Source organism: Candidatus Pacearchaeota archaeon (genome assembly GCA_038874355.1).
Taxonomy (GTDB): domain Archaea; phylum Nanobdellota; class Nanobdellia; order Pacearchaeales; family GW2011-AR1; genus JAVZCO01.
On record JAVZCO010000001.1, the window covers coordinates 246,621 to 272,127 of the forward strand.

Annotated in this window: 36 protein-coding genes; 4 read left to right on the forward strand and 32 right to left on the reverse strand. The window is 23.5% G+C overall.

The features are described 5' to 3' along the window. Nucleotides 1–26: 26 nt before the first annotated feature. From QW117_01500 to QW117_01520, 5 genes are read right to left on the reverse strand one after another with little or no spacing between them, the layout of a single operon-like run. Entirely contained in the window at nucleotides 27–1,268 is a 1,242-nt protein-coding gene (locus tag QW117_01500; protein ID MEM3405628.1) for an oligosaccharide flippase family protein, read from the reverse strand. A gap of 12 nt (nucleotides 1,269–1,280) precedes the next feature. Further along, complete coding sequence (locus QW117_01505) at nucleotides 1,281–2,264, reverse strand: glycosyl transferase family 4 (GenBank protein ID MEM3405629.1); 984 nt, start codon at nucleotides 2,262–2,264, stop codon at nucleotides 1,281–1,283. Nucleotide 2,265: 1 nt separating this feature from the next. Continuing rightward, a complete protein-coding gene (locus tag QW117_01510; protein MEM3405630.1) occupies nucleotides 2,266–5,028 on the reverse strand; it encodes an STT3 domain-containing protein in 2,763 nt (920 codons plus the stop codon). A gap of 51 nt (nucleotides 5,029–5,079) precedes the next feature. Then, entirely contained in the window at nucleotides 5,080–5,217 is a 138-nt protein-coding gene (locus QW117_01515; GenBank protein MEM3405631.1) for a rubredoxin, read from the reverse strand. A 49-nt stretch (nucleotides 5,218–5,266) separates the two neighbouring features. Continuing rightward, the gene (locus QW117_01520) at nucleotides 5,267–6,121 is read right to left on the reverse strand and encodes a stage II sporulation protein M (GenBank protein MEM3405632.1); all 855 of its coding nucleotides are present in this window, start codon (nucleotides 6,119–6,121) and stop codon (nucleotides 5,267–5,269) included. Between the two features lie 50 nt (nucleotides 6,122–6,171). Here QW117_01520 and QW117_01525 point away from each other — a divergent pair, with 50 nt between their 5' ends. Beyond that, a complete protein-coding gene (locus QW117_01525; GenBank protein ID MEM3405633.1) occupies nucleotides 6,172–6,987 on the forward strand; it encodes a hypothetical protein in 816 nt (271 codons plus the stop codon). 1 nt (nucleotide 6,988) lies between these two features. Here the strand turns inward: QW117_01525 and pfdA are convergent, their stop codons facing one another. The 27 genes from pfdA to QW117_01660 form a co-directional block, all read right to left on the reverse strand. Further along, nucleotides 6,989–7,384: a prefoldin subunit alpha gene (gene pfdA / locus QW117_01530; GenBank protein ID MEM3405634.1), complete on the reverse strand. Its 396-nt coding sequence runs from the start codon at nucleotides 7,382–7,384 to the stop codon at nucleotides 6,989–6,991. Between the two features lies 1 nt (nucleotide 7,385). Then, nucleotides 7,386–7,790: an EMC3/TMCO1 family protein gene (locus QW117_01535; GenBank protein MEM3405635.1), complete on the reverse strand. Its 405-nt coding sequence runs from the start codon at nucleotides 7,788–7,790 to the stop codon at nucleotides 7,386–7,388. A 40-nt stretch (nucleotides 7,791–7,830) separates the two neighbouring features. Beyond that, nucleotides 7,831–9,237 (reverse strand): preprotein translocase subunit SecY, encoded by a 1,407-nt coding sequence (secY, locus tag QW117_01540; protein ID MEM3405636.1) that lies wholly within the window; start codon nucleotides 9,235–9,237, stop codon nucleotides 7,831–7,833. A gap of 53 nt (nucleotides 9,238–9,290) precedes the next feature. Then, nucleotides 9,291–9,728: an uL15m family ribosomal protein gene (locus QW117_01545; GenBank protein ID MEM3405637.1), complete on the reverse strand. Its 438-nt coding sequence runs from the start codon at nucleotides 9,726–9,728 to the stop codon at nucleotides 9,291–9,293. Between the two features lies 1 nt (nucleotide 9,729). Continuing rightward, a complete protein-coding gene (locus QW117_01550; protein ID MEM3405638.1) occupies nucleotides 9,730–10,146 on the reverse strand; it encodes a 50S ribosomal protein L30 in 417 nt (138 codons plus the stop codon). Continuing rightward, complete coding sequence (locus QW117_01555) at nucleotides 10,143–10,871, reverse strand: 30S ribosomal protein S5 (GenBank protein ID MEM3405639.1); 729 nt, start codon at nucleotides 10,869–10,871, stop codon at nucleotides 10,143–10,145. The genes QW117_01550 and QW117_01555 overlap by 4 nt, the downstream gene beginning before the upstream one ends. 1 nt (nucleotide 10,872) lies before the next feature. Then, nucleotides 10,873–11,358 (reverse strand): 50S ribosomal protein L18, encoded by a 486-nt coding sequence (locus QW117_01560; protein MEM3405640.1) that lies wholly within the window; start codon nucleotides 11,356–11,358, stop codon nucleotides 10,873–10,875. After that, complete coding sequence (locus QW117_01565; GenBank protein MEM3405641.1) at nucleotides 11,355–11,753, reverse strand: 50S ribosomal protein L19e; 399 nt, start codon at nucleotides 11,751–11,753, stop codon at nucleotides 11,355–11,357. Before QW117_01565 ends, QW117_01560 begins: the two co-directional genes overlap by 4 nt. Beyond that, nucleotides 11,743–12,108, reverse strand: a complete 366-nt coding sequence (locus QW117_01570; protein ID MEM3405642.1) for an eL32 family ribosomal protein — start codon at nucleotides 12,106–12,108, stop codon at nucleotides 11,743–11,745. The genes QW117_01565 and QW117_01570 overlap by 11 nt, the downstream gene beginning before the upstream one ends. 1 nt (nucleotide 12,109) lies before the next feature. Then, nucleotides 12,110–12,652, reverse strand: coding sequence for a 50S ribosomal protein L6 (gene rplF / locus QW117_01575; protein ID MEM3405643.1), 543 nt, complete (start codon nucleotides 12,650–12,652; stop codon nucleotides 12,110–12,112). 2 nt (nucleotides 12,653–12,654) lie between these two features. Next, nucleotides 12,655–13,032 (reverse strand): 30S ribosomal protein S8, encoded by a 378-nt coding sequence (locus tag QW117_01580; GenBank protein ID MEM3405644.1) that lies wholly within the window; start codon nucleotides 13,030–13,032, stop codon nucleotides 12,655–12,657. Between the two features lie 3 nt (nucleotides 13,033–13,035). Further along, a complete protein-coding gene (locus tag QW117_01585) occupies nucleotides 13,036–13,197 on the reverse strand; it encodes a 30S ribosomal protein S14 (protein MEM3405645.1) in 162 nt (53 codons plus the stop codon). 65 nt (nucleotides 13,198–13,262) lie between these two features. Then, nucleotides 13,263–13,769 carry a 50S ribosomal protein L5 gene (locus QW117_01590; GenBank protein ID MEM3405646.1) on the reverse strand — a complete coding sequence of 169 codons (507 nt, stop codon included), beginning with the start codon at nucleotides 13,767–13,769 and terminating at the stop codon, nucleotides 13,263–13,265. Further along, nucleotides 13,766–14,410 (reverse strand): S4 domain-containing protein, encoded by a 645-nt coding sequence (locus QW117_01595; protein ID MEM3405647.1) that lies wholly within the window; start codon nucleotides 14,408–14,410, stop codon nucleotides 13,766–13,768. The genes QW117_01590 and QW117_01595 overlap by 4 nt, the downstream gene beginning before the upstream one ends. Further along, nucleotides 14,382–14,789, reverse strand: coding sequence for a 50S ribosomal protein L24 (gene rplX, locus QW117_01600; protein MEM3405648.1), 408 nt, complete (start codon nucleotides 14,787–14,789; stop codon nucleotides 14,382–14,384). Before rplX ends, QW117_01595 begins: the two co-directional genes overlap by 29 nt. Nucleotide 14,790: 1 nt before the next feature. Continuing rightward, on the reverse strand, nucleotides 14,791–15,192 hold the full coding sequence (locus tag QW117_01605) for an uL14 family ribosomal protein (protein MEM3405649.1): 402 nt from the start codon (nucleotides 15,190–15,192) through the stop codon (nucleotides 14,791–14,793). After that, entirely contained in the window at nucleotides 15,189–15,575 is a 387-nt protein-coding gene (locus QW117_01610) for a 30S ribosomal protein S17 (GenBank protein ID MEM3405650.1), read from the reverse strand. Before QW117_01610 ends, QW117_01605 begins: the two co-directional genes overlap by 4 nt. Nucleotides 15,576–15,582: 7 nt before the next feature. Then, on the reverse strand, nucleotides 15,583–15,882 hold the full coding sequence (gene yciH / locus QW117_01615) for a stress response translation initiation inhibitor YciH (GenBank protein MEM3405651.1): 300 nt from the start codon (nucleotides 15,880–15,882) through the stop codon (nucleotides 15,583–15,585). Then, on the reverse strand, nucleotides 15,879–16,052 hold the full coding sequence (rpmC, locus tag QW117_01620) for a 50S ribosomal protein L29 (protein MEM3405652.1): 174 nt from the start codon (nucleotides 16,050–16,052) through the stop codon (nucleotides 15,879–15,881). Before rpmC ends, yciH begins: the two co-directional genes overlap by 4 nt. Before the next feature lies 1 nt (nucleotide 16,053). Then, a complete protein-coding gene (locus tag QW117_01625; GenBank protein MEM3405653.1) occupies nucleotides 16,054–16,728 on the reverse strand; it encodes a 30S ribosomal protein S3 in 675 nt (224 codons plus the stop codon). Between the two features lie 3 nt (nucleotides 16,729–16,731). Then, entirely contained in the window at nucleotides 16,732–17,262 is a 531-nt protein-coding gene (locus QW117_01630) for an uL22 family ribosomal protein (protein ID MEM3405654.1), read from the reverse strand. A 7-nt stretch (nucleotides 17,263–17,269) separates the two neighbouring features. Then, nucleotides 17,270–17,668 (reverse strand): 30S ribosomal protein S19, encoded by a 399-nt coding sequence (locus tag QW117_01635; protein ID MEM3405655.1) that lies wholly within the window; start codon nucleotides 17,666–17,668, stop codon nucleotides 17,270–17,272. 1 nt (nucleotide 17,669) lies between these two features. Then, nucleotides 17,670–18,377: a 50S ribosomal protein L2 gene (locus QW117_01640; protein MEM3405656.1), complete on the reverse strand. Its 708-nt coding sequence runs from the start codon at nucleotides 18,375–18,377 to the stop codon at nucleotides 17,670–17,672. A 1-nt stretch (nucleotide 18,378) separates the two neighbouring features. Then, complete coding sequence (locus QW117_01645; GenBank protein MEM3405657.1) at nucleotides 18,379–18,621, reverse strand: 50S ribosomal protein L23; 243 nt, start codon at nucleotides 18,619–18,621, stop codon at nucleotides 18,379–18,381. After that, complete coding sequence (rplD, locus tag QW117_01650) at nucleotides 18,611–19,414, reverse strand: 50S ribosomal protein L4 (GenBank protein ID MEM3405658.1); 804 nt, start codon at nucleotides 19,412–19,414, stop codon at nucleotides 18,611–18,613. The genes QW117_01645 and rplD overlap by 11 nt, the downstream gene beginning before the upstream one ends. A 1-nt stretch (nucleotide 19,415) precedes the next feature. Beyond that, nucleotides 19,416–20,387, reverse strand: a complete 972-nt coding sequence (rplC, locus tag QW117_01655) for a 50S ribosomal protein L3 (GenBank protein ID MEM3405659.1) — start codon at nucleotides 20,385–20,387, stop codon at nucleotides 19,416–19,418. Nucleotides 20,388–20,585: 198 nt separating this feature from the next. After that, nucleotides 20,586–21,248 carry a hypothetical protein gene (locus QW117_01660; GenBank protein MEM3405660.1) on the reverse strand — a complete coding sequence of 221 codons (663 nt, stop codon included), beginning with the start codon at nucleotides 21,246–21,248 and terminating at the stop codon, nucleotides 20,586–20,588. Nucleotides 21,249–21,296: 48 nt separating this feature from the next. Here QW117_01660 and QW117_01665 point away from each other — a divergent pair, with 48 nt between their 5' ends. The 3 genes from QW117_01665 to QW117_01675 are packed head-to-tail and all read left to right on the forward strand — an operon-like array spanning nucleotide 21,297 to nucleotide 25,490. After that, nucleotides 21,297–22,310: an AI-2E family transporter gene (locus QW117_01665; protein ID MEM3405661.1), complete on the forward strand. Its 1,014-nt coding sequence runs from the start codon at nucleotides 21,297–21,299 to the stop codon at nucleotides 22,308–22,310. Between the two features lies 1 nt (nucleotide 22,311). After that, nucleotides 22,312–23,781 (forward strand): thymidine phosphorylase, encoded by a 1,470-nt coding sequence (locus tag QW117_01670; protein MEM3405662.1) that lies wholly within the window; start codon nucleotides 22,312–22,314, stop codon nucleotides 23,779–23,781. Further along, a complete protein-coding gene (locus QW117_01675; GenBank protein ID MEM3405663.1) occupies nucleotides 23,778–25,490 on the forward strand; it encodes a cation:proton antiporter in 1,713 nt (570 codons plus the stop codon). Before QW117_01670 ends, QW117_01675 begins: the two co-directional genes overlap by 4 nt. Nucleotides 25,491–25,507 lie beyond the last annotated feature (17 nt).

Here is a 25,507-nt window from a genome sequence, read left to right on the forward strand (position 1 = left end):
TATTACTAAAATATCAAAAAATAAAACTATTTTCTTATTAAATAAATTAAACTATAAACAAAAATTAAAAAACAACAAAATAGAATTATTAATGAAAATTGGAAAATATTATAGTGAAATAAATTTAATAATAAGATAAATAAAAATAATATAAAAATAGTGAAAAAAGGAAATCTTTTTATTTTATTTATAGAAAAAAGATATAAAAAAATTATATAAGAGAAAGATAAAAAAACAAAAGAAATTCCTAAAATAAATAAAATATTTGATGCTTCTAAATACTTATTAGAACCTAAAGATAATATTTTAATAATTTGTTTAGGAACAAAAAAATAAAGAGAAAGAATAACAAAAGAGATTAATAAATTTAATAAAATTGCCTTCTTAAATAAGTTTTTAGTTTGTTTTTTTCCATTAAATTTTTCTAAACTTAAAGGAAACATTACTTTTCCTATTGAAAAGCCTATAAAAAGATTAATTTTTCCTACTAAAGAAACAAAAGAATATTGACCAGATAAAGTCGGATCAAAAAATTTTCTAGCAAATAAAACATCCAAGCTGTAAAAAATAGTAATTATCATTGTAATTAAAAGAATTATACAATTATCAAAGTTATTATTCCTTATTTCTGCTTTATCTTCTTTTTTTAATAAAATATCTTTAATGAATAAAAAACCTAAAAGAAAAGAAAGGAAAGAAGATAAAATTACAGCAGTTATTGCTCCATAAACTTTTAATCCAAAATACAAAAAAATAGAAGTTAATATTATTTTTATTAATCCTTCGCTGATAATATTAAATCCTAATAGGTCAAATTTCTTCTTTCCTTGTAAAATACCTCTAATTACAGGAGTAATAAAGCTAATAAAAATAAAAATACCAGTTAAAAAAAGCAATAAAAAATTTATCTTTAAGTTATAAGATAAAAATAAAGAAATAAATAAAAAACAAATAAAAAAGACAAAGGCAAAAAAAAGACATTTTTTTAAAATCTTTTTTAATAAATTTTTTATTTTTCCATCATTCTTTTTATTGAAAAAACTAACATTTTTAGTTATTATTGTTTGTATAGATTCTGAAGGTATACTAAAAATATAAATCAAAGCCATTAAAGAAGCCAAAATACCATAATCAGCAGCATCTAACATTCTCGCACTTAACATATGAAAAAAATAATTAAACAGATTAAAAATAAAAATTGAAAAAATTAATAAAAAACTTCCTTTTAATAATTCATCTTTCTTTAAATTTTTTATCTTATTAAACATTTTAAAAAATCTTTAACCAAAAATGTGATTCCTAAAAATTATAAAAGCAATAATTATAATTATTATTTGAAATATATTTATAGCTAAAACAACATCTCTTTCATAAACTTTTTTACTTGGTTTTATTTTTTTCAATAAAATTATAGCTAAATGATTTAAACTATAAATTTTATCATATAATAAATCTAGACTATTATCTTTTTTTGGCTTACCAAAAGATTGTTTTTCTAAATTTCCTCTTAATTTTAAAAATACTTCTATAAAATAAGGAATAAAAATAAATAAAGCAAATTTTTCTAATCTGCTTAAAATAGCGATTATTGCTATTAATCCGCCAACCGAATAAGTTAAAATATCTCCTGGAAAAATTTTTGCAGGGTATTTATTATAGAATAAAAATGCAATAAGAGAAGATATCATTGTTAATGCTATTAACGAAACCCATCTTACATTAGTAAAATAAGAAGCAATAGCTAAAGCTCCTAGAAGAAGTATTCCTTGTCTTGCTTCTAGTCCATTCATTCCAGCTAAAAAATTAAAAGTTGTAGCACATCCAGTTATACCTATCGGAACAATAAATAATAAATAAAAAAAACCATATCCATTTTTTATATTAATAACCATTAGAGGTATTGCAGAAATAATACATAAAAAAATCCTTATTCTTTTACTTAATCCTTTCCTATGCCAACCCAATAAATCATCTATTAAACCAGTCATTCCCAATAATAAAATAGATGTTAATAGTGCTAATATTTCTATAACATTTTCTGTAGTTTTAAAATAAAAAGTTTTTATTGCTACATATAATAAAGTGGAAATAACAAAAACAAATAGAACTATAATACCACCAGAACCAGCAACATATACTTCTTTATTTTTATTACAATCTTTCCATTTTAAACCTATTTCATGAGCTTTTTTTATCCATTTTGGAAGAATAATTAAAGTTAAAAAAAAACTTAACATAACAGGAAATAAAATTAGATATTCCATTTTAAAAATTCCAGGTTATTTCAGGTGGTTGAGAAGTTCTTAAATAAGTTTCATTTATCTTTTCATCTCCGTTATAATTTATTTTCCATATCTTTATTGGCCCTCTTATTCCATAATAATAAATAAAATCTCCAACATAAATATCAGAATTTTGTCTTAAATAACTAACTAAAAGATCATCTTCTTTATGTACTAATTCAAAATTATCAAATCTATTAAAAGGATCATTCAAAATATATTTTTGAGCAAAAAAAGTCCTCATAACTCTAGGAGACAAATATATTCCAGCTCCAATTTCTTCCATTTTAATATTACCTGTTTCAGTTTGATAAAATTCTTGTATTAACACAAAACCTCCTTCTAATCCAGATTTAAAATCTAATATTTCATCTTTATAAAATATATACCTTAAAGGAATTTTATACTGTTTTCCTTGGTAATAATAAATTACTATCGGTTGTTTAAATGATATTATGGTATTATTACTTTTAATACTTTCTAATATTATACCTATAATATAGGCATTAAATTTTATATTATCTTTAGAATCAGAATAAACACCAGGAATAAAAATTTTATTATTATTCTCTTGGTAATTAATGTCGTCTTCTACTATACCATTTAAGTAATAATAAATAATTGTTCCATTTTTCGTTTCTTGTATGTTCTTTTTATCTGCTAAAGCAATTAAGGGCCCATAAGAGAATCTATCATAATTTTTATCACTACCAATTTTTGAAAAAGCCCCATATTTTCCAATATCAGTAGAATCTATAAGAAGATAAGTTGCATTGTGGTTGTATAAAAATTCTAACGCTTCTTTTTCATTGTTTCCTGTTAAAACATATCTTCCTGTTAAATAATTCCACCAAACTATAGCATTACCCCCATCAGTTACAGTAGCTCGATTTCCCATTGACTGCGTCCAATATCCATAATCCCACCAATGAGCAAAAACAGCATTTTCCGATGTATTTTCTCTTACCCATTTCATTGCAAGTTGCCATTGATATCTATAAGAATCTGGAACATAATTATATGCCTGTTTTTTACTTTCTTTTAAAAAACTAATAAAAGCAAAAAAGCTTAAATAAAAAATTAAAATAAATAACAACATATAAAGTATTTTAGAATCTTTTTTTGAATTTAAAACTTTATCAAATGTCTCTGTTATTAAATAAGCAACAAAAATAACAGCGACGGGAGCTAATGTCATAATTAATCTTACTGCACTTCTTGCCGTAAATAAACATAAAATAAAAAAAGAAAACAAAAATATATAATTAAATTTTATTTTTTCAAATGCATTATTTTTTTCTTTATAATACTTTGTATAATAATATAGTAAAAAACTTATTAATAATAAAGAAGAAGAATAATAAAATAATTTACTTATAAAATTAGTTCCATTAAAAATACTATCTTCAGAATAGCGAGAAAATATTAATCCAATTAAAAAGAAAATATAGAATAAAGTTAAAATATTTCTATCTCTTTTCTTTAGATTCCCTATTACATTATAAAATAATAATATAGATCCTATAAAAAATAACCAAAATATTATAGGAAATTTTCCTATGATAGGACCAAATTCATTAGCCCATTCATTAAAATAAGGCTGTCTATTTTCTGCAACTGTTGTAGACCATCTCCCTGTTATAGGATTAAATAATATATGATTTAAAGCATCTATTTTTTCAATAATAAAAGAAAATCCGAAAAAAATAATGATAATAATTAAAATTAAAATAAAAGAGATTATTAAAGAAAATAAATTTTTAGGTATTTTTATTTCTCTTATTTTTTTTTCTAAAGGGGTTTTCCATAAAATAAAATGAATACAAAGGATAAAAAAAATAATAAAAGATAATCCACTATCCAGAGAAGTCAATAATCCTTTCAAAGAATATTTTTTTGAAAAAATTAAAAGAAACATATAAGAAAAGATAATCCAAAGACTATAAACAATAAATTCTTTTTTTTCAATTTTGTTTAATATAAAGGAAATAAAAATAAATATAGAAATAGTAGTAAAAATATATATTACTCCTCCCCAAATCAATCCCATTATAGAAGTAGATATTCCAGATAATATACCAAATATTATGTAACTATATCCCTTATTAGATCTTAATGCTCTTAGAAAGAGGAAAAAACTAAGAAACATAAATAAAAATCCAGCAGATTCTTTTTCTGGAATTCCAGCTATGGTTCTTGGTAAAAGAACAGGAATTACAATCATAAAAAATGTAGAGATTAATGCAATAATATCAGCTTTTTTATCTTTTTTATTAATTAAAAAAATCTCTCTCACAAAAAAGAAAAAGACAATAATTGTAAAAAAAAACATAATAACAGGAAATACAACAGCAGCATATTCTACATTTATATCTTTAAATTTGCTTATAAAAAAATAGGTCCAACTTATCATGTAAGGAAGTAATCTCGTTTCTTCTCTAGTATCAAATCCTAAAGGAACATATCTCATTTCATCATGAATTGGTAAATATCCGTTATTATTAACTATAGTTTTAGCATATCTTAAAAAAAGAAAAGGATCTAAATCAGGTCCTAATGTCCAAGTATTTGTTGTTATATCCCACAAACCAGGTTTTCCATTATGATCTTTCATAGGTAAACTTCTAATATAAATTCCTAAAATTATAGCAATTAATAAGAAAAAAATAATTAGAAACTTACCATTCTTTAAAAAATTAATTAACCTCTTTTTTCTTTCTTCAATAATTTTTTCTTCTTCATTCATTTTTATATTCCTATTTAAGATATCTTTTATTTATTTCAATTAATTTTTATTTTACTCTTCCAATCCTTCTAATAATTCTTCTGCTGTTTCTTCTTCTTTAATAGAAGATTCACCACAATAAGGGCATTTTAAAGGTTTTTTTTCTCTTTCAAATCTGTAGTTACAGGATTTGCATACAAATCTTCCCATTCTTATCAAAAATTTTTTTAATATTTAAATTTAATTATTAATCAATTTGTTATTTTTCAAAAATTAAAGGAGTAATATAAACTTCTATAAATCCAGCAATAATTAAAATAATAACAGCTAATATTATTAATAATAAAATATTTTGTAAGATATTAAAAAATCTCCCTGTTTTATAATCTTTTTTTGTTATTGCTATACTTAAAATTCCTCCAGCTAAAAGTCCAAAAAAATAAGCAGCAATTTCAGGAATACCATGGATCATATATCTTCCGAGGCCCAAAAAAATTTTATTAAATTGAGATTTTGTGTATATTCCTATAGCAGCAGCAATAACAGAAGCATTCCATGCGAGAACAAACATCCCACCAGCACCAAAAATTAATGAAAATATAATAGTAAATATTAATACATATATATTATTAGAGAATATGGCTAAAAATCTATCTTTTGATGTTACAAAACCGGTAGTTTTTGATGTTAATCCATACTCTTTTATACAATTTTGGAAATTATTTGGTTTATTTATACTACAATAAGTCTCTATTTGTGTAGCAAAAGTTTCTTTTGATAATCCAATATACATTAAACTATACCCTACTAATAACCCTAAAAATAAAAATAATAAAGCAGCCATACTTTTTTGATGTTCTTTCAAAACTCTAAAAAAACTTTCTTCAATAAATTCTTTTTTTTCTTCTATTCTAAACAAAAAATAAACGAAAGGTGTGCAAAACATTACACTAAAAGTAACAATTATAATACCAAGATGCTTAGCCATTATAATATCATGTGCAAAAAAAAATCTTGCTAATAAAACGGAAATAATACCATAAAATAAACCAATAAAAAACATATACCAACTTTTTTGTTTTGCTTTAATTGGACTTAAAAGCATTTCTAACATAAATTAACAAAATAAATAAGATATTTAAATCTTGTTTATCTATTAAATAAATGAAAAAAGAGGAAATAATAAATAAAATAATAAAAGATATAAAATCTGTAAAGATTCAAGGAGCAACAAATATTGCAAAATCTGCTCTTTATGCATATTCTTTATCAAAAACAAAAAAAACAAAAAATAAATTAATAAATGCACGACCTACAGAACCTTTACTTATTAATATTTTAAAAAAATTTGACGAAGGTATGACAAAAAAAGAAATTTTAAATCATTTTATAGAAACACAAAATAAAATTAATAATTTTGTTTTTAAATTAATAAAAGATGGAGATATTATTATGACTCATTGTCATTCTACTTCAGTTGTCCAAGCTTTAATTTATTGTAAGAAAAAAGGAAAAAAATTTCAGGTTTATAATACAGAAACTAGACCATTGTATCAGGGAAGAAAAACCTCAAAAGAGTTAAGTAAAGTAGGAATAAAAGTAACTATGTTTATTGATAGTGCAATAAATATTGCGCTAGAAAAAAAACAAGGGACAAAAAAAGTTAATAAAGTTTTTTTAGGAGCAGATGCCATCTTAGATAATTTTGTAATAAATAAAGTAGGATCAGAAGTAATTTCTAAGTTAGCTTTTTATAATAAAATTCCAGTTTATCTTTTAGCAGATTCTTGGAAATATTATCCTAAAAAAATAAAAATAGAAGAAAGAAATATAAATGAGATTTGGAATAATGCCCCAAAAAATGTAAAAATAAGAAATCCTGCCTTTGAAATAGTAAATAAAAAATATATTAAAGCAATAATTTCTGAATATGGAATATTGAGTTATGATAAATTTTTAAAAAAAGTTAAAAATAAATAATTTAATTTTTTATTTTTTTATTTTCATTAATTTTTTCAATAATTTTTTCTAATTCTAAACTTAATATTTCTATGTTAATAACTATTTGATTTTTTAATCTTTCAAGTTCTTCTAATTGTTTGTTAATAATTTCCTTTGTTTCTTCTATAGTTTTTTTTAAAACTACACCATTTCCAACATTAACAAATAATTCTTTATTCTTTATCTCAGTTTCTACAAATATACCCTTTCCTAAAGATAACAAAGTTTTTTTGTTTTTTTCTTTAATGTATTTTAAGGATTCTTTTATACTCATAAATTCCATTATTTGTTGATTTATTATTGAAAGTTGTTCTTCTAATTTTCTTGCTTCTTCTTGTATTAAACTTATTTGTAAAATATAATTTTCATTTACCATTTTATTCTGTTTTTAAAATTTTTTTAAATATTAAGTTAAAAATTAAACTAAAAAGAATATACCACCAAATCCAAGATTTTTCTAATGGTGTATTAATAAAAACATTTTTTAACCAACTAAATAAAACTAATAGGGGAATTAAAGTAAAAATCATAGGTTTAAAACTATACTTCATAAGTTCACTGCTATATAACATTATTTCTTTTTGTATTTCTAAAATTTTTTCTTTATTATTTCTATTTTTTTTTAATTCTTCTTGTAATTTTTTTTGTTTTTCTTTTATTTCTTTTATCTTTTGTTGATTAGTAGTATATTTATTTATTAAAGTTACGATAATAGTAACTATTAAAGAAATTATTAAGATACCTAATTTTGGGTTTTTTCCTATAAATTCTTCTATGTTCATTTTTATTTTTAAAATTTTTTTAGTTTTTAAATAATTGCTTTTATTGTATAAATCTCTTTAAAGCAGGATACATATCCATTGCATGTTGTTGTGCAATATTCTGATAAAATTGATATATTATCATTACACCTAATAAAATTGCTGTTCCAGAGACTATCGCTCCTAACATGTTTGCTAATGAAGCTAATAATCCTATAGCAGCACCTCCCATAATTGTTAAAGGAAGGATATATCTATCTAATACACTTTCTAAAATCCTCTCGTCTTTTCTAAAACCAGGTATTTGTAATCCAGAAGAAATTATATTTTTTGCTTGAGAAGCAGCATCTAATCCAGAAGTTTTAACCCAAAAAAATGCAAATAAAACAGAGAAGAAAATATAACACAAAATATGAATTATCATTTGTGAAACACTTCTTGCATTTAGAGTTGATGTTATCATTTGTTGAATCAAATTAGGATTTGGATCAGATATCCAATATGCTAAACCACCTACAGCTTTTCCACCTTCAAATACTCCTAGAAAAGTTCCATGACCTCTCCAGTTTTGAAGTAATCCTCCAAATAATTGCAAATTAGCAATTAAAGCAGCTGTTAGAATAACAGGTATAACCGATGTATAAAAAAAAGCGAGAGGCCATCTTATACTATAACCTCTTAATCTATCAAAACTTAAAGGAACCTCTACTTTTAAAGATTGTGCCCAAACAACAATACCAAATATGATGGTGGTAACAATTATTACTATTAAAGCTTGTAATGCACCTTGTGGATTTTGATTTACTAAAGATTGTAAAAAAACTAAAACTTTACCACCGCATTCTACAACTTCTCCAGACTGCCCACTAAATTTAATTAAACAATTTCCACCATCAATACTAATAAATTGAAATAATCCATTAAATAATCTCCATCCAACTCCAGCAGCAATAAATAAACTTACACCAGAACCAAAACCCCATTTCTGTACTAAATCATCTAATAACATTATTGCTAAACCTCCAAGAATAAGTTGAAATATAACTATTGCTGTATAACCAGGAATTGCCTCTAAACCTTTCATTAAAACGTAAACACATGCTTCAAATATTATAAAAAATATTATAGCTATTTTTTGTAAACCTTGAAAGTATTTTTTTCCTTCTTCTTTTGTTAAATCTATATTTAATATTTTACTTCCTACGAGTAATTGTAATACAATAGAAGCCATAACTATTGGCCCTATACCCAAACTAATTATACTACCAAAATCTGTTCCAAATATAATCGCAAGATATTGGAATCTTTGTAAAGCATTTTCTTTTAATCCGAATAAAGGAATATTTGCTAAAACAAAAAAACATACCAAAACAATTAATGTCCATTTTAATTTTATGTTGAAAGCTAATCTTTTCTCTGAAGGTTTTTTTACTTCTGGTATAAAGGTCAATATCTTCTCAAGCACCATTTTCAAAATATCATAAAAAATTTAATTCTCTAATAATATTATAAATATTAAAATTATTCTTTTTTTAAATTTTCACATTTACCCCCAGCTTTTTCTATTTTTTCCTTTGCTTTTTTTGAGAAAGAATAAGCTTTGATTATTAATTTATCTTTTATATCTCCTCTACCTAATATTTTATAATCTTCTAAATTTAAAAAAATTCCTTCGTTAGTTATTTTTGCTTTACCTTCTTTAATAAATTTTTCTAATTTATCCTGTAATTCATCAATATTAATTGTTGTTTTTTTTTCTTTTTTTGATTTAAATCCTCTTTTCCCGAAATAATTATCATAATATCTTAAAATATATGTTTTTCGCTGGTCTGCTCTTTTTCCAGTTCCGGCCATTCCCTTTCCACCTCTATTTCCAGAGCCCTTAGCTTTTTTTGAATTTTTTCCCCACAATCTTGTTCCATGAAATCTTCTAGATCTTTTTCTTTTTACTAATTTCATTTTATAACATTCTTTTTATTAATTCATTTATTTTTTCTTTTCTGTCACCTAAATCTCCTTTAGGATAGTGTTGTTTTATATTTTTTAATCCACCTCGAGGAGGATGTAATCTAAAAAATGGTTTTATTGTTTTTATTTTATTATTTTTTATTTCTTCTATAATCTTATTTATTTCCTCTTTTTTTACTAGTTTATTACCAACTTTTTTACCTCTTTTTTCTATCAATAATTTTAAAGTATCCTCATTTATTTTTCCATAAGTAACATAATTTCTTATTTTTTTTAAAATTCCTTCTATTTGTTTATTTTCATTAACAACTACACAAGAAAATTTTTTTCTTAGCCTTAATCTATAAAGAGCTTCTTTTATATCTCTTCTTACATCTACTAAGCCCCTTATTCTTATTATAGCTATCATTTTAATTTTTTTAAAGCATTTATGCATGCTTTTGCAAAATTTATTGTTGTTCTTGTTTGCCCAAAGCTTCTACTATAAATATCTTTTATTCCAGCTAATCTTAATATCTTTTTTATTTCATCCCCAGCAACCAAACCTGTACCTTGAGGAGCAGGTATTAAAATAATCTCTGCACTTCCACATTTACCATTAACCTTAAATGGAATACTATGTGATTCTTTACAATTACAATCAAAACTACCACACCCTCTTTTTATTTTTATTATATTTAGTTTTGCTTTCCTTATTGCTTTTTCTCTGGCAGGTAAAGTTTCTTTAGCTTTTCCGTAACCAATTCCAACATGTCCATTTTCATCTCCAACAACAGCCATACATGCAAAAGTAGGAACATTACCCTCTGCTGTTTTCTTTTGTGTTTGCTTCCAAATTCTTCTTTTTCCACCACCAAATTTTCCTTTTGATTGTCCTATTTTTAATAATTCTATTTTAAGATCTAATAAAGAATCTATAATTTCTACTTCTAATATCTTATACTTATCTAAAATTTCATCAATGTCTTTAATTTTTCCTTCTTTTACTAACTTACCTATTTCTGTTTTAGGTTTCCAATTAACTAATCTTTCTTTTATTTTTTCCTTTTCTTCTATTTCTTCTTTTTCTAATTCTTCAATACTACTATCTACTTCCTTTAAAACTTCCTCTATTTCTTCTTCCTTATCATTCATTTTATCTTCCTTCAAATTCATTTTCTATTTTATTTTTTATATATTCAAAAAATTTATTTTTTACTATTCTTTCTTCTTTAGGAAACATTTCTTCTTTACATTTAATTTTTATACCGCTTTCTTTTAATCCTTTAACAAAAGAATATATTTTTGAACCTTTAATATTTCTTAATAATCCTATGTCTAATATACATTCTTTACTAATATCTTTTTTTATTATTTTTTTTCCTAATAAAAATCCGCTTAGATAACAAGCTGTAAGATTTTTGGCATTATAATCATTCCATCCATATTTTCTTAATTCTTTTGAATTAACGCTTACAATAACAAAATCTTGTGCATTTTTTGATATTACATAAGATCCAATTATGTACCTATTTGTTTTTCTAAAAACTATCCTCGGTAAATTACTTTTTAACATCTCTATTCTTGCTTTGTAATCTGTTTTTCCTTCTCTTCTTCTTTTCATTTTTACTACAATCTTCATTTTTTTAATTCCTCCATTAAGTGCTTAATATCTTTAAATTTATTTTGTTTTATTTTTTTTCTTATTTCATTATACCTTTCTTTTGATATTTTTCCTTGTTCTTTTAATTTTTTTAAATGATTTCTTTGTTTTCTTACCCTTATAACATATTCTTTTTTTCTATTCTTTATTTTCTTTTTTATTTTTCCAGGCCCTCTCCTTCTTTTTCTTTTTTCTTTTTTTCTTCTCCCTTTTTTTTCTTTTATTATAATTGCTTTATCTTTAATTAAATCGATTATGTCTTTTCTTGTTATTGCTTCTTTTATCTCATCTAATCTTGTTTCATTGAATATAATTCTATCTATTCCGACATTCATAACCCTTGCAACTAATTTCTTCTTTTTTTTAAGATTCATTTTTTTCTCCTTTTTTTATATTTAAGATTTCTATATTTTTGTTCTTTGCTTCTTCTATAATTTGTTTTCTTTTCTTTTTTCCAATTTTTGAAGATATTATAACTATATTTTTTTCTTTATCAACTTTCTTTAAATCATAAATATTATTTACTAAGATTGGTAATTTTCCTTTAAGTAAAAATTTATTTTTTTTACTTTTTCCAAAACCAATTTGAACTTTTTTTAACCTACCTTTTTTTCTTACTCTTATTTTACTATGCCTTCCTCTTTGTCTTCTCCATTTTTGTTTTTTTTTCTGCCTTTTTCCTAATCTTATATAATAAGTTGTTCCTCTTCTTAGAAATTTTCTTTTCATTTTATTTTCTCCTCCCTTTACATTTTTCTATAATAAAAATTCCATCTTGAAAAATTCTTCTATCTCTTTTCGTTATTCTAGTAGCTTGTTCTATATTTGCTGCTGTTTGGCCAGCTTTTTCTTTATCATGGCTTTCTACAATTATAATATCTTTTTCAATTCTTACATTAACGTCATCTAATATAAGAGCTTTTCTTTCTTTTTTTTCTCCAAGAAAATTTTTTATTATCAAATAATTATCTTTAATACTAACGGATATCGGAAAATGGACATAACAAATCTGTAATTTATAAACATATTTTTCTCTTAATCCTTCTATAGCGTTTTTTATTTTTGCTTTAATTGTTTTTATATCTCTTTTATTTTTTCTTGTTGCCTTTTCTTTAAATAAGACTATTTTATTTTTTTCTTTTATTATATCAAAATTTCCTTTCAATAATATTTTATCTTCTTTATCATTACTTTTTATTTTTAATATTTTCCCATCTATTTCAAAATTCATTCCTTCTGGTATTTCTATTATTTCTTCAATTTTTGTTTTCATTTTTAATAAAAATATGCAATAAGAGAACCGCCTAAGTTTTTTTCTAAAGCTTCATAATGTGTCATTATCCCTTTACTTGTAGATATAATAATAATTCCAAAATTTCTTGCAGGCAAATATCTCCTAACATATTTTTCTATATCCTTAATTTGTACATCAAATCGAGGTTTAATTGCTTTACACTCATTTAATTCTCCTATTGTAATTCTTAATTTTTTTTCTTTATCAATAAAATAATCTTTTATATAGTTATTTTTTTTAGCTAATTCCAAAATAGATAAAAGAAGTTTGGAGTAATAACTAACTAAAACTTCTTTTTTTCTCGCTTTTTTCGCATTCATTATCTTACATAATCCATCAGCAACAACATCATGTGACATTTTCTATGAGTATTTTTTAAATCCCAATTCATTAGCAATTTCTCTAAAGCATTGCCTACACAAATCTAACCCGTAAGACGATATATGTGCACCAAATCTTCCACATCTAAAACATTTTTTTGAAGCTATTCCGGTTTTTCTTTCTTTTGGTTTATTATGTCTAATAAATTTTTCTTTTTTTGCAGGTTTTTTTTCTATTTGTTTTAATATTTTTTTCCAATCACTTGCTGTCATTTTATTTTTGTTTTAAAATTTTCCTCCATAAATTTAATTATTTCCTCTTTAGAGACATTTTGTTTAGCAGGTAATTTTCCTTTTTTTATTTTTCTTATACTAACTCTTTTTCCACTTCTACAAAAACTTACACTAACATCCAATCCTATTATTCCTACATCTCTTTGATAAGATATTCCAGGTATTTCTATATACTCTTTTATTCCAAAAGAAAAAGAGTTCTCTGAAATTTGTTTTTTATTTAAAGTATTATCTTTTGCAACTAATAATTTTTTTAGTAATTCAATTGCTTCTTTTTTTCTTAGTGTTACAAAAGCTCCAACTTCTAATCCCGGTCTAACATTTAAAGAAGGTATTCTCTTTTTTGATTTTACTTTTTTTGGTTTTTTTCCTGTAATTCTTTCTAATAATTTTACTCCCCTTTCAAGTTTATCTCCACTACCACCTATACTTAAAACAACTTTTTCTATTTCTATATTTCTCATTATATTATTATTTTTCATTTTTCTACCATTATATAATCTAACAAAGCATTTATTTTTTCTTGAGAAATTTTTATGGTTGCTATATTTTTTTCTTTATCTATTTTTTCTATTATTCCTCTCTTTCCAATATGTTTTCCATTAATTACTAAAACTTTACTCCCTTCTTTTAATGGTAATATCTCAATTATTTTTTTATTATTTAAATCAAATAAAACAGAATCTCCTATCTTTATGTTTTTATTTTCTTTATAATCTATTAAATAATTTCTTCCATTTGTACAATTTATTTGTATTTTATTTTTATCAATCTTTTTCTTATTTAGAATTTTTGCAATAATTTCTTTTTTTTCATTTAAAATTTCTTTTATTGTTAATTTTTTATTTTCGTTTAAATCCAGAGTATAAATTTTCTTATCTATTTCTATTATATCTTTCAATTGTACTGGAAATTTTTCATCTTTAATTTTTTTATTATTAACAAAAATTCTTCCCTCTTTTATTATTTTTTTTACATCCTTTCTATTATTAACAATTCTTATTATATCTCTTATAATAACATATACAGGAATAGAGAGAAAGTTTCCACTAGAAGAAATATATTTAGTACCTTTTCTTGGTAAAGGCCATGTTTTAGGCATTGATTGTCTTTTTCTGTGCATTTTTATCTTCTAGTTTTTTTAATCTTTTTTTATCTTCTAAATTTAATTCAATTATTTGTAATTTAGATGGATCAAACCAAATATTTATTTTAGTTCCATCTTTCTTTTGTTTTTGTATTCCTTCGATACTTACTTTTAATTTTTTTAAATTAATTTTTTCTATTTTTCCACTTTTCCCTTTAAAAGATCCTCTCATAATTTTAACTAGATCCCCCTTTCTTAAAGGAAAACTTCTTCTATTATACTTTTTTCTCAATTCTTTTGATAAATTCGCCGAAATTAATTTTTTTCTTATGTGAAGAGGAGCATTAAATCTATACTTTCTTTGTTTTCTTTTTTGCTTACTCGATTTCCACTTAATTGAAAATTTTTTTTTCATTTTAAACTATTATTAATGCTATTTTAGCTATTTCTTTCCATCTTTCTGAAATTTCCCTTGGTATAGGACCTTTTATTTGAGTCCCTTTTGGATTTCCCTTTTCATCTTTTAGTAATACAACAGCATTATCTGTAAAAGCTATTCTTTCTCCATTTTTTCTTCTTATTGGTTTTTTTTGTCTTATGACAACGGCATCAAATACTTTTCCTTTCATTTCAGGATTACCTTCCCTTACACTAACCTTTACCCAATCTCCAATTCCGCAACGAGCTTGCCTACCTTTTCTAGATTTTTTTTTCTTTACCCCAATAATCTTAACTATTCTTGCGCCAGAATTATCAGCAGCTATAACATAACTTCCTATATTTAATGCATTAGGTATTTTTGAAGATATTGCTTTCATTTTTTATTTCCTTCTTTTATTATATCTAATAAAACAAAATGAATAATTTTACTTAAAGGCCTACACTCTTGTATTAATACATAATCCCCTATTTTTACTTTTTCTTCCATACATTTAGGTAATCTAGCATGCAATCTTGTTTTCTTTTTTAAATATCTTTCATACTTTTTTATATAAACTGTTCTCTCAAATTCTATAACAATTCTTCTCGGAAATTTTTTTATAACATACCCCTCAAATTTTCTTCCTCTAACTTTTAGATATCCATGGATAGGACAATCTTTATCATTACATTTTTCTTTATTCTTGCTATCAATTTTCTTTTTTTCTATATTTTCATCTATCTTTTCTTTCTCTTCTTCTTTTATTTCTTTATTTTCCATTTTATTATTATTTTATATTACCCTCCTTAAATCCAAGATTTATTAATATTTCTTTAATTTTTTTACTATGATCCCCTTGTAATTCTATAATATTATTTTTTATTGTTCCTCCACATGCAAGTTTTTTCTTTAATTCTTTTAATATCTCTTTTATATTCACACTTTTATCAAATCCGCTAACTACTGTTATTATTTTTCCAAATTTTCTTTTTTCTGTTATTACTTTAATTTCTTGATTTTCTCTGCTTATTTCACTGCATATACATATATTTTTTGGTAATCCGCACTTTGGACAGATATCCATTATTTAATACTAAGCAATCTCGCGATCGCTCTTTTTATTTCTTTTATTTTTATTTTATTTTGTTTATTAGCAGGATTTTTTCTTTTTATTAATTCTAATCTTAATTCTTTTAATTTTTCTTCTCTTTCTTTTTTATTCATATTTTTTATTTCTTTTTTATTCAAAACAGCCATTTTATTTTTTACTCTTCTTATTTTTCTCTTCTTTTTCTTTTATGTTTATTCTATTTATATTTTCTTCTATTTTTCTCTTTATTTCTTCATTTATCAATATTTGATCATGTATTTTTTCATTTGGAGGTAATATACTAACCTTTATTCCTATAGTTCCTGCTATAGTTTGTGCAGTTGCTTTTGCTTTTTTTACTACCTTAACAGTATCTCCAGTTTTTTTTAAATATCCAAAAGCAAATCTCCAAGATTTTGCCCTTGCACTAGGCAATTTTCCACTTAATCTTATTTCAGCTCCTAATGCTCCAGCTTTTTGTATTTTTTCTAAAGTTTTATATGCTATTAATTTAAATTTTGAACTTCCTAATCTCTCTAAAGAAAGGGCAATTTCATCAGCTATTGTTACAGCATCAAATTCCGGTTTTTGTATCTCTCTAATTTCTATTATAGGATTTTCTAATTTGAATATTTTTTTTAGATTATTTGTTAATTCATTAATTTTCTCTCCTTTTTTTCCTATAATAAATCCAGGCTTTGTTGTAGAGATTATTATTTTTTCTCCTATAGGAGTATATTCTACACTGATAGAACTAAATCTTCCCTTTCCTAAAGACTTTTTTATATACTCTTTTATTCCATATTCATCTTTTTTTAAAGTTATAAATTTTTTTTCTTCCATTTTTTATTCTAATTCTAATTTACCTTTTGCTTTAATTAAAATATGAGTTCTCTTAAACCTTCTTGTTCCAAATCTTCTATAAGGTCTTGAAGCTTTATCTGCTTTTGCAAAAAAGATAAATGGTTCTTCTATGTTATGATAAACAGCATTTGCATTTAAATTTTTTAATAATTTTATAAAAGTTTTTGTAGCTTTTATTGGATATCTGCCACTTTTCATATTCTTTCTATGTGGAATTTCTCCTTTCATTGGTACAGCTTTTTTAAATTTTAAAACCAATTCTAAATCCTTTAATGCTTTTTTTATTTCTTTTCCTTTAATAAATTTACATAATGCTACCGAATGTTTTGTTGATATTGATAAATCTCTTCCTCTAACAATTACTTCTTTAATTTTTTTTTCTTCTTTCTTTGTGTCATTGTTATGTGATTCTTTGTTTTCTAAATTTTCTTTATTCTTGCTATCAATTTTCTTTTTTTCTATATTTTCATCTATCTTTTCTTTCTCTTCTTCTTTTATTTCTTTATTTTCCATTTTATTATTATTTTACTGACATAAAAGCAGAGCTTCTTGTAGCTCCGATACCAGGTGCCCCATGTTTAACACCTTTTCTTGTTACGGAAAATTCTCCTAATCTATGTCCTAACATATCTTCTGTTATTTTTACAGCGACAAATTCTTTTCCATTATGAACATATATTGTTAATCCAACCATTTGTGGTACTATTATCATATCTCTATAAAGAGTTCTTATAGGTTTTCCCTTTTCATTATATTTTTTCCACCTTTTTATTATTTTTTCAATTTCTGAAAAATTTCTTAATATAGTTCTCCTTTCCCTAGATGTTATATATTTTGCAAATTCACGAATATCCATTTCTTTCAATTCTTCTAAAGTTTTTCCTCTTAATGTAAATTTTTTCTTTTCTATTTCTATCATTTTATTTTTTTCTTAAACCAGTTCTTCTAGGTCTTATATGTCCTACTTTAGCCCCAGGAGGAGCATTTCTTTTTGCTATTTTACTTTTAATTCTTTTTCCTCTTCCCCCTCCAAATGGATGATCTACAGCATTCATCTTTACAGCAGAAGTTCTTGGCCATAATTTATTTCTTGATTTCATTTTATAATATTTATTTCCTGCTTTTACAAATGGTTTTTCTAATCTTCCTTGGCCAGCTATAATTCCTATTGTTGCCCTACATTTTTCATTAAACCATTTTTCTTTTTTACTTGGCATTAGAACAGCAACTTTTCCATTTACTTTTTTTGTTATTTTAGCACTATTTCCAGAAGTTCTAACAAATTTTCCACCATCATTTGGATTATTTTCTAAATTAAAAACATTTGTTCCCGTTGGTATATCCTTTAACATCAATATATTACCTTCCTTTATTTCATTTTCATTAATTTTTATAATCTGTCCTTCATATAAACCATTTGAAGCAATATTATAAAATATTTTTCTATCAGAAGTTTGAATTTTAACTAACGGAGCAGTATGTGCACTAGAATTAATTATTTCTATTATTTTTGCTTCCCCTTTATAATTTGAAGAGGGATATGCCACTTTATATTTGTAAGCACTAGGCCTAACTCTATATGTCAAACTTCCATGCCCTCTTGCTTGTTGTATAATTCTTTTTCCCATTTTATAATACTCCTAATTTAGTTGCTAAGTCAATTGCAAGATTTTCTTTTTTCAATTTTATATATGCTCTTTTTTTATTATCTTTTATTAGAGTTCTTATTTTTTCTACTTTAAAATTAAAAATCTTTTCAAATTCTCTTTTTATTTCATTTTTTTTTGCTCTTCTATCTACTTCAAATACAAGTGTATTTTCACTTTCAATTAGTCTTATTGTTTTTTCTGTTACTATTGGTTTAATTATCATTTTTTTCAAACCTTTCTTTTAATTCTTTTAAAGAATTTTCTGTATAAATTGTTAATCTTCCTAAAGGCCATAAATTTTTTATATTAAGCTCATTTACTTTTACAACTTCTATTCCTTTAATTTTAAATTTTTCATTTTTTCCTAATATTAAAAGAACACCGGAATTTTTCTTGTATTTTCTACTCCTTAATTTACCCTTACCAGCTCTAATTTTCTTTTTTTGAATTGCAATATCCTTTAATTCTTTAAATACTTTCTCTAAAAGTTTAAAGAAATCTTTAGTTTTTAATTCCAAAACGTCAGATTTTATTACTACCGGAAGATTTATTTTTAAGTTGATATCTTTTAATTTTTCATACCTTTCTTTTATTTTTTCTAAAGATGCAGTTGCTGCAAGTGCAGATTTTAATGCAATCTCTTTTTCTTTTTTATTTATTTTTTTCTTTACTAAAAAATGTTCAATTTTTGTAGGGTGTGCTCTTCTACCACCACGAGTATTTGCCACTTCTGCACCAATCCAATAAAATTGCGAACCACGTCTCCATAATATCTTTCTAGGAGTTCTTGACATTTCTCTTCCATAACTTGTTTTCCATTTATGCCTAGCTCTTCTTATTATACCAGAAGCACTATGTCTTTTTCCTGCTTCTTTATATGGTGCGTGAGGTTGTATATAAACAAGAGAATGAAAATACTTTTGGCAAATATCCTCTCTTATTGGAAAAGAAAAAAAATTAGGCAAATTTATTTCCCCTTCTAGTTCTCCTTTTTTATTGATTAATTTTGTTTTCATTTTAAATTATTTTTATTAGTTGGTAATTTTCTTTTCTTGATTTTTTATTCTCTCTTAAAGGTAATGTTAATATAAGACAAGCTTTTTCGTTGCCAGGAACACTTCCTTTTATTATTACATAATTTGTTCTAATTTTTCCAAAATGTTCAAATCCTCCTTTTGGATTTATATCTTTTTGTTCTATTTTTCCTATATCCAATACTTTTAAATTATAAACACTTCTATGAAAATATCCAAGTTGCCCTGCCATAGGTGTTCTAAATGTTACATGAGAAGGTTTCCATGGACCTAAACTACCAGGCCTTCTTACACCCTTTTCAGACTTATGTTGTCTTAAAGAAATACCAAATCTTTTTACAGGCCCAGCTGTTCCATACGCTTTTGTTATCCCTCTAACATCAACAGTTTGATTAATCTTTAGAAAATCTCCTATACAAATATCTTTATTAAGATATTCTTTAATAAAATTAATTTTTTCTTCTAAAGAACCATTAAGTCCAATTTCTAATATGTCTGGAGTTTTTTTTATTCCAGTTTTCTTTACATTAGAATAAACTATTATTCTTATATCATCTATTTCCTTTTTTATTTCTTCAAATTCTTTATTTAAATCAATTTTTTTCTTTTCCTTAGGTATTTTAACTTTTCTTTTTAATTCTTTATCAAGATTTTCATTTAAAATTTCTTTTATTATCTTTTTGTTTTTATAAAATCTAATAGAAAAAATTTTCATAGGAGGAACCTCTAAAATTGTTATTGGTAAAATTATATTTTTTCCTTTTGTTAAACTTTCAGGTGTATTATCTTTTACAAGAGCCGATTTCATTCCAACTTTATAACACAAGAAACCTAAAATTTTATCTTCTTCTTTTTTTTGTAATGCTTCCCAGTTCACTCTAGGTAAAACTTTTCTTACTCTCTTCCTAGGCCAATATTGTAAGCTCCCATCTCTAGCTTTACTTAATGATGCCATCTTATAAATATATACTTTATTTAATCTTTTATTTTATATTTTATATTAAAAAATATTTATAATATGCCCTTCTATAAAAGAACCGTGAACCCTCAAATTTAATAAAATTAAAATTTTGTAGCTTTATAAATTTTATTCTTTTTTAATTAAATTAAAAAGATTTTCAATTTAATATATTAATTTAAATGAATTTTCTTCTTAGATTTCAAATTCTTTTTCTATTATTTTCTCTTTTTTATCTACTATAATCTTTCTTATTATTTTTCCTTTTCTTTTTGCTAATTCTCTTATTTTTGCAAAATCTTTTTCATTTGGTGGGAAAATTATTTGATTTATTTCATAATTATGAGATATTTTTGCTTCTTTAAAATTATTTAAATCCCAAAAAAAGTAATCTTTAATTTTATCTAGATATTTTAAATCTGCTTCTAAGATACAAAATTTATCATCTATTTTTAATTCTCCAGATTTTCCTGGCTTAGGCAATTTATTTTTTATTTTTAATTTTAACTTTTCAGAATCTACGTTTAATAACATAAAATATGCTTTTTTTGAATATTCTTTAAGTTTTTCCGAATTTCCTTTAAATTCATAAATATTTATTTCTGTTTTTTCTTTCCCAATTAAATCTAATTTTTCTTTACTCAATATATTTCCATAAAAATTAAAATCTCCCAATTCCATAACTAAATTAACAAAATCATTTGCATATTCAAAACTTCCAGAAATTTTAATTTTATTAGAAATTTTTATAGATAATACAGCTCTATTTTCATACTTTCCTTTTCCAAATCTTATAAATTGTCTATGGGCTTCTTTAGTTTCTTTTCCATAAAAAATATCTTTTATGAAACAACTCATTTTATAATTAACAAAATTTATAAATAAAATTTTCCTTTAGTAATTAAAATGAATACAAAAAATGAATTTAAAAATATATCTATTATAATAATTATAATTATTTTACTTATTTTAGCTATTATTTTGTTATATCCAATTTTACAACCTATTTTAATTGGTTTTTTACTTGTTTATTTATTTTACCCCCTTTACAAAAAAATATTAAAAATAACGAAAGAAAAAAATTTAGCTGCTTTTATTATTATATTAATAATTTTACTTTTTTTAATTTTACCTATGTGGTTCTTATTCCCAAAAATATTAAAACAATCTTTTGAAATTTATTTATACTTACAAAAGTTGGATATAGGAGCAATTTTAAACAGATTCGTTCCTTATTTAACTTCAACAATAATTTACCAAGAGTTGATAATTAATATAAATAAAATTTTTTCTTCAAGTGCTAACTTACTTTTTAATTCTTTAACAAATTTTATTCTTAATATTCCCCTTTTATTAATGAAAATAGCAATTGTCTTTATATTATTATTTTTTGGGCTTAGAGATAGTGAAAATATAAAAAATTTTCTTAAATCTATCTCTCCATTTGAGAAGGATGTAGAAGATAAATTAATAAAAAATTTTGGGGATATAACAAAATCTGTTATTTATGGGCAAATTATAATAGGTTTAATTCAAGGGATTCTAACTGGTATAGGATTATTTATTTTTAAAACCCCACAAGCATTATTTTTAACACTAATAGCTATAATTTGTGGAATAATACCTATATTAGGTCCATGGATTATTTGGATTCCATTAAGTACATATTTCTTTTTATCAGGTAATATTCTAAAAGCAATTGGAATTTTCTTATGGGGTGCTATATTAGTTTCATGGATAGATAATTTTTTAAGACCTTATATTGTTTCAAAAAAATCAAAAGTTTCAACAGCTTCTGTATTCATAGGAATGATAGGAGGATTAATAACTTTAGGTTTGATTGGATTAATAATTGGCCCATTATTATTATCCTACTTATTTTTATTAATAGAATTTTATAAAAATAAAAAGAATAATTAAAATGAATTTAAAAGTAAAATTTTTGAATTTTTCAGCAGGAAGGCCGATAATAATTTTAAATAAAACTTTTGCTAAAAATAATGCAATTCACGTAGATAGTAGAATTAATATAATCTATAAAAATAAAGAAATAATTGCAGTTGTAGATTTAGCTTCTAATTTCATTAAAGAAAATGAAGCAATAATATCTTCAGAAGTTGTTAATTATTTAAATATACATGAAGGAGAAGAAATAAAAATAACATTGGCAAAAAAACCTATAAGTACTAAATATATTTTAAAAAAATTAAATAATAAAAAACTTAATAAAGAAGAGATAAGAAGTATAATAAAAGATATATCTATAAATGCTTTAACAGAATCTGAAATTGCTTTTTTTGTTTCTGCTGTATATAAGTGTGGAATGTCTTTTAAAGAACTTATTTATATGATAGAAGCAATCGTAGAAACTGGAAAAAAATTAAATCTCGGAAATAAAATAGTTGTAGATAAACATAGCATAGGTGGAATTCCAGGAAGAGTTACTCCAATTATAGTTTCTATTTGTGCTGCAGCTGGATTAACTATACCAAAAACTTCTTCAAGAGCAATAACAACCCCTTCTGGAACAGCCGATGCATTAGAAACTATCTGTAAAGTAGATTTTTCTTTGAAAGAAATAAAGGAAATAATAAAAAAAACAAATGCATGTTTTGTTTGGGGCGGTTCTTTAGATTTAGCCCCAGCAGATGATAAAATTATACAGATAGAAAAAATAATTAATTTAGATCCAGAAGCTCAATTATTAGCTTCAATTATATCAAAGAAAATTGCTGTAGGAGCAAAATATGTTGTTATAGATATTCCTTACGGAAAATTTGCTAAAGTTTCTTTTTCTAAAGCAATAAAATTAGAAAAAAAATTTTTAGAAATAGCAAAATATTTTAAAATAATTTTAAAATGTTCTTTAAAAGAAATAAATGAGCCTCTTGGTAATGGAATTGGTCCAGCACTAGAAATACAAGATGTAATAAAAGTTTTATCTTTAAAAGACTCGTGCAATAAATTAGAAGAAAGAGCTTTAGAATTATCTTCAATTATTTTAGAAATGACAGGAAAAGCAAAAATAGGAAAAGGTAAAGAATTAGCAAAAAAAATATTGTATTCAGGAAAAGCTTTTGAGAAATTTAATGAAATAATAAAAGCACAGAAAGGAGATATAAATTTTAAGTTTAAAGAAGCACAATATAAAAAAGATATCCTAGCAGAAAAAAAAGGAATTATTAAAGAAATAAATATAAAATTAATTAATTACCTCGCTATTTTAGCAGGATGCCCTATGGACAAATATGCAGGAATCTATTTACATAAACATCTAAATCAAGAAGTAAAGAAAGGAGAAAAAATATTAACAATATATTCTGAAAATGAAGAACAATTGAATAATGTAATAAAAATTTATAACGAAAATAATCCAATAATAATAAAATGATGAGTAGTTTTATACAACTTAGTTTAATTCTTTTTATTGTTTTATTTATTTCTACTATCTTAAGAATTTTAAAACAACCATTAATAGTAGGATATATATTGTGTGGTATTTTATTAGGACCCTCCTTCTTAAACACCGTTAAAAATAATGAAATAATATTAACATTTTCAGAAATTGGAGTCTCTTTTCTTTTATTTTTAGTTGGTATGTATTTAAATCCAAAAAAAATAAAAGAATTTGGTAAAATTTCTTTAATAACTGGTATAGGTCAATTTGTTTTTACTTCTTTAATAGGATATTTTATATCCCGTCTATTAAATTTTTCAATATTAACTTCTATTTATGTTTCAATAGCATTAACTTTTTCTTCTACAATTATAATAACAAAACTCTTATCAGATAAAGAGTCTCTTGATAAATTATATGGAAAAATATCGATAGGATTTTTACTAGTTCAAGATTTGATTGCAATGTTCCTTTTGATTTTTCTTTCATCTTATTCAGAACAAACTACTTCGTTAATTTTTTTTTATAAGATGATAATAAGAGGAATACTAATAATTCTAATAATCATTCCAATTAGTATATTTGTTATAAATAAATTTAGTCAATTTTTTGCAAAATCACAAGAGTTATTATTTATTTTTGCTATATCCTTTGGTCTACTCTTTTCTTCTTTATTTTTTTATTTAGGATTCTCAATTGAAGTTGGAGCTTTAGTTGCAGGAATAATTATTTCTACTTCTCCTTATAGTTATGAAATAAGTTCTAGACTAAAACCTCTAAGAGATTTTTTTATTATTTCTTTTTTTATTGTTCTTGGAAGTAAAATGACTTTGCCTAACCTTTCTGTTCACATTATCCCTATAATTATTTTTTCTTTTTTTATTCTAATAGGAAATCCTTTAATTGTTATGATTTTAATGGGGATTTTTGGTTATAGTAGAAATACTAGTTTTATGTGTGGTTTAACAGTTGCTCAAATAAGCGAATTTTCTTTAGTATTAATTTCTTTGGGAGTTAAATTAGGACATATATCAGAAGATATTCTTTCTCTTGTAACCGCAGTAGGTTTAATTACTATATTATGCTCTACTTATTTAATAATTTATTCTGAAAAGATCTATTTTAAAATATCTAAATATTTGTCTGTATTTGAAAGAAAAAGAATAAGAGAAATACAATATAAAGATAAAGAAAAAAAATATGAATACATCCTTTTAGGAGAAAATAGAATAGGTTTTTCTATAATGAATTATTTTATTAATTCAAATAAGAATTATCTTATTGTAGATTTTAATCCAGAAAGAATAACAAGATTAAAAAAACAAGGAATTAATTGTATTTATGGAGATGTTTCGAATGTAGAATTTTTAGATAATCTAAATCTTAAAAATGCAAAATTAGTTGTTTCTACAATACCAGAAAAAGAAATTAGTTTATTAATTTTAGAAAGAACAAAAAAGAAAAATAAAAATATTGTTGTTATATTAACTGCAAGACAAATAAGAGAAGCATTAGAATTGTATAAAGAAGGGGCAGATTATGTTATATTACCACATTTTTTAGGAGGAGAATATACTTCTCAATTAATATCTAGATATAATATAAATTTAAAAAAATATGAAGAAGAAAAAATAAAGCATATAAAAGAATTAAAAAAAAGATTAATAGAAAAACAAGAACATCCATATACAGAGAGAGATTAATTAATAATATTTCCTTA

Bases quoted from the DNA above. Each gene is read 5' to 3' on its own strand.
- QW117_01500 (MEM3405628.1), bottom strand. From the start codon at position 1,268: ATGTTTAATAAGATAAAAAATTTAAAGAAAGATGAATTATTAAAAGGA.
- QW117_01505 (MEM3405629.1), bottom strand. From the start codon at position 2,264: ATGGAATATCTAATTTTATTTCCTGTTATGTTAAGTTTTTTTTTAACT.
- QW117_01510 (MEM3405630.1), bottom strand. From the start codon at position 5,028: ATGAATGAAGAAGAAAAAATTATTGAAGAAAGAAAAAAGAGGTTAATT.
- QW117_01515 (MEM3405631.1), bottom strand. From the start codon at position 5,217: ATGGGAAGATTTGTATGCAAATCCTGTAACTACAGATTTGAAAGAGAA.
- QW117_01520 (MEM3405632.1), bottom strand. From the start codon at position 6,121: ATGTTAGAAATGCTTTTAAGTCCAATTAAAGCAAAACAAAAAAGTTGG.
- QW117_01525 (MEM3405633.1), top strand. From the start codon at position 6,172: ATGAAAAAAGAGGAAATAATAAATAAAATAATAAAAGATATAAAATCT.
- pfdA (MEM3405634.1), bottom strand. From the start codon at position 7,384: ATGGTAAATGAAAATTATATTTTACAAATAAGTTTAATACAAGAAGAA.
- QW117_01535 (MEM3405635.1), bottom strand. From the start codon at position 7,790: ATGAACATAGAAGAATTTATAGGAAAAAACCCAAAATTAGGTATCTTA.
- secY (MEM3405636.1), bottom strand. From the start codon at position 9,237: ATGGTGCTTGAGAAGATATTGACCTTTATACCAGAAGTAAAAAAACCT.
- QW117_01545 (MEM3405637.1), bottom strand. From the start codon at position 9,728: ATGAAATTAGTAAAAAGAAAAAGATCTAGAAGATTTCATGGAACAAGA.
- QW117_01550 (MEM3405638.1), bottom strand. From the start codon at position 10,146: ATGATAGCTATAATAAGAATAAGGGGCTTAGTAGATGTAAGAAGAGAT.
- QW117_01555 (MEM3405639.1), bottom strand. From the start codon at position 10,871: ATGAATGATAAGGAAGAAGAAATAGAGGAAGTTTTAAAGGAAGTAGAT.
- QW117_01560 (MEM3405640.1), bottom strand. From the start codon at position 11,358: ATGAAGATTGTAGTAAAAATGAAAAGAAGAAGAGAAGGAAAAACAGAT.
- QW117_01565 (MEM3405641.1), bottom strand. From the start codon at position 11,753: ATGAATCTTAAAAAAAAGAAGAAATTAGTTGCAAGGGTTATGAATGTC.
- QW117_01570 (MEM3405642.1), bottom strand. From the start codon at position 12,108: ATGAAAAGAAAATTTCTAAGAAGAGGAACAACTTATTATATAAGATTA.
- rplF (MEM3405643.1), bottom strand. From the start codon at position 12,652: ATGAAAACAAAAATTGAAGAAATAATAGAAATACCAGAAGGAATGAAT.
- QW117_01580 (MEM3405644.1), bottom strand. From the start codon at position 13,032: ATGTCACATGATGTTGTTGCTGATGGATTATGTAAGATAATGAATGCG.
- QW117_01590 (MEM3405646.1), bottom strand. From the start codon at position 13,769: ATGAAAAATAATAATATAATGAGAAATATAGAAATAGAAAAAGTTGTT.
- QW117_01595 (MEM3405647.1), bottom strand. From the start codon at position 14,410: ATGCACAGAAAAAGACAATCAATGCCTAAAACATGGCCTTTACCAAGA.
- rplX (MEM3405648.1), bottom strand. From the start codon at position 14,789: ATGAAAAAAAAATTTTCAATTAAGTGGAAATCGAGTAAGCAAAAAAGA.
- QW117_01605 (MEM3405649.1), bottom strand. From the start codon at position 15,192: ATGAAAGCAATATCTTCAAAAATACCTAATGCATTAAATATAGGAAGT.
- QW117_01610 (MEM3405650.1), bottom strand. From the start codon at position 15,575: ATGGAAAATAAAGAAATAAAAGAAGAAGAGAAAGAAAAGATAGATGAA.
- rpmC (MEM3405652.1), bottom strand. From the start codon at position 16,052: ATGGCTGTTTTGAATAAAAAAGAAATAAAAAATATGAATAAAAAAGAA.
- QW117_01625 (MEM3405653.1), bottom strand. From the start codon at position 16,728: ATGGAAGAAAAAAAATTTATAACTTTAAAAAAAGATGAATATGGAATA.
- QW117_01630 (MEM3405654.1), bottom strand. From the start codon at position 17,262: ATGGAAAATAAAGAAATAAAAGAAGAAGAGAAAGAAAAGATAGATGAA.
- QW117_01635 (MEM3405655.1), bottom strand. From the start codon at position 17,668: ATGATAGAAATAGAAAAGAAAAAATTTACATTAAGAGGAAAAACTTTA.
- QW117_01640 (MEM3405656.1), bottom strand. From the start codon at position 18,377: ATGGGAAAAAGAATTATACAACAAGCAAGAGGGCATGGAAGTTTGACA.
- QW117_01645 (MEM3405657.1), bottom strand. From the start codon at position 18,621: ATGATAATTAAACCAATAGTAACAGAAAAAACAATAAGACTAATTGAA.
- rplD (MEM3405658.1), bottom strand. From the start codon at position 19,414: ATGAAAACAAAATTAATCAATAAAAAAGGAGAACTAGAAGGGGAAATA.
- rplC (MEM3405659.1), bottom strand. From the start codon at position 20,387: ATGGCATCATTAAGTAAAGCTAGAGATGGGAGCTTACAATATTGGCCT.
- QW117_01660 (MEM3405660.1), bottom strand. From the start codon at position 21,248: ATGAGTTGTTTCATAAAAGATATTTTTTATGGAAAAGAAACTAAAGAA.
- QW117_01665 (MEM3405661.1), top strand. From the start codon at position 21,297: ATGAATACAAAAAATGAATTTAAAAATATATCTATTATAATAATTATA.
- QW117_01670 (MEM3405662.1), top strand. From the start codon at position 22,312: ATGAATTTAAAAGTAAAATTTTTGAATTTTTCAGCAGGAAGGCCGATA.
- QW117_01675 (MEM3405663.1), top strand. From the start codon at position 23,778: ATGATGAGTAGTTTTATACAACTTAGTTTAATTCTTTTTATTGTTTTA.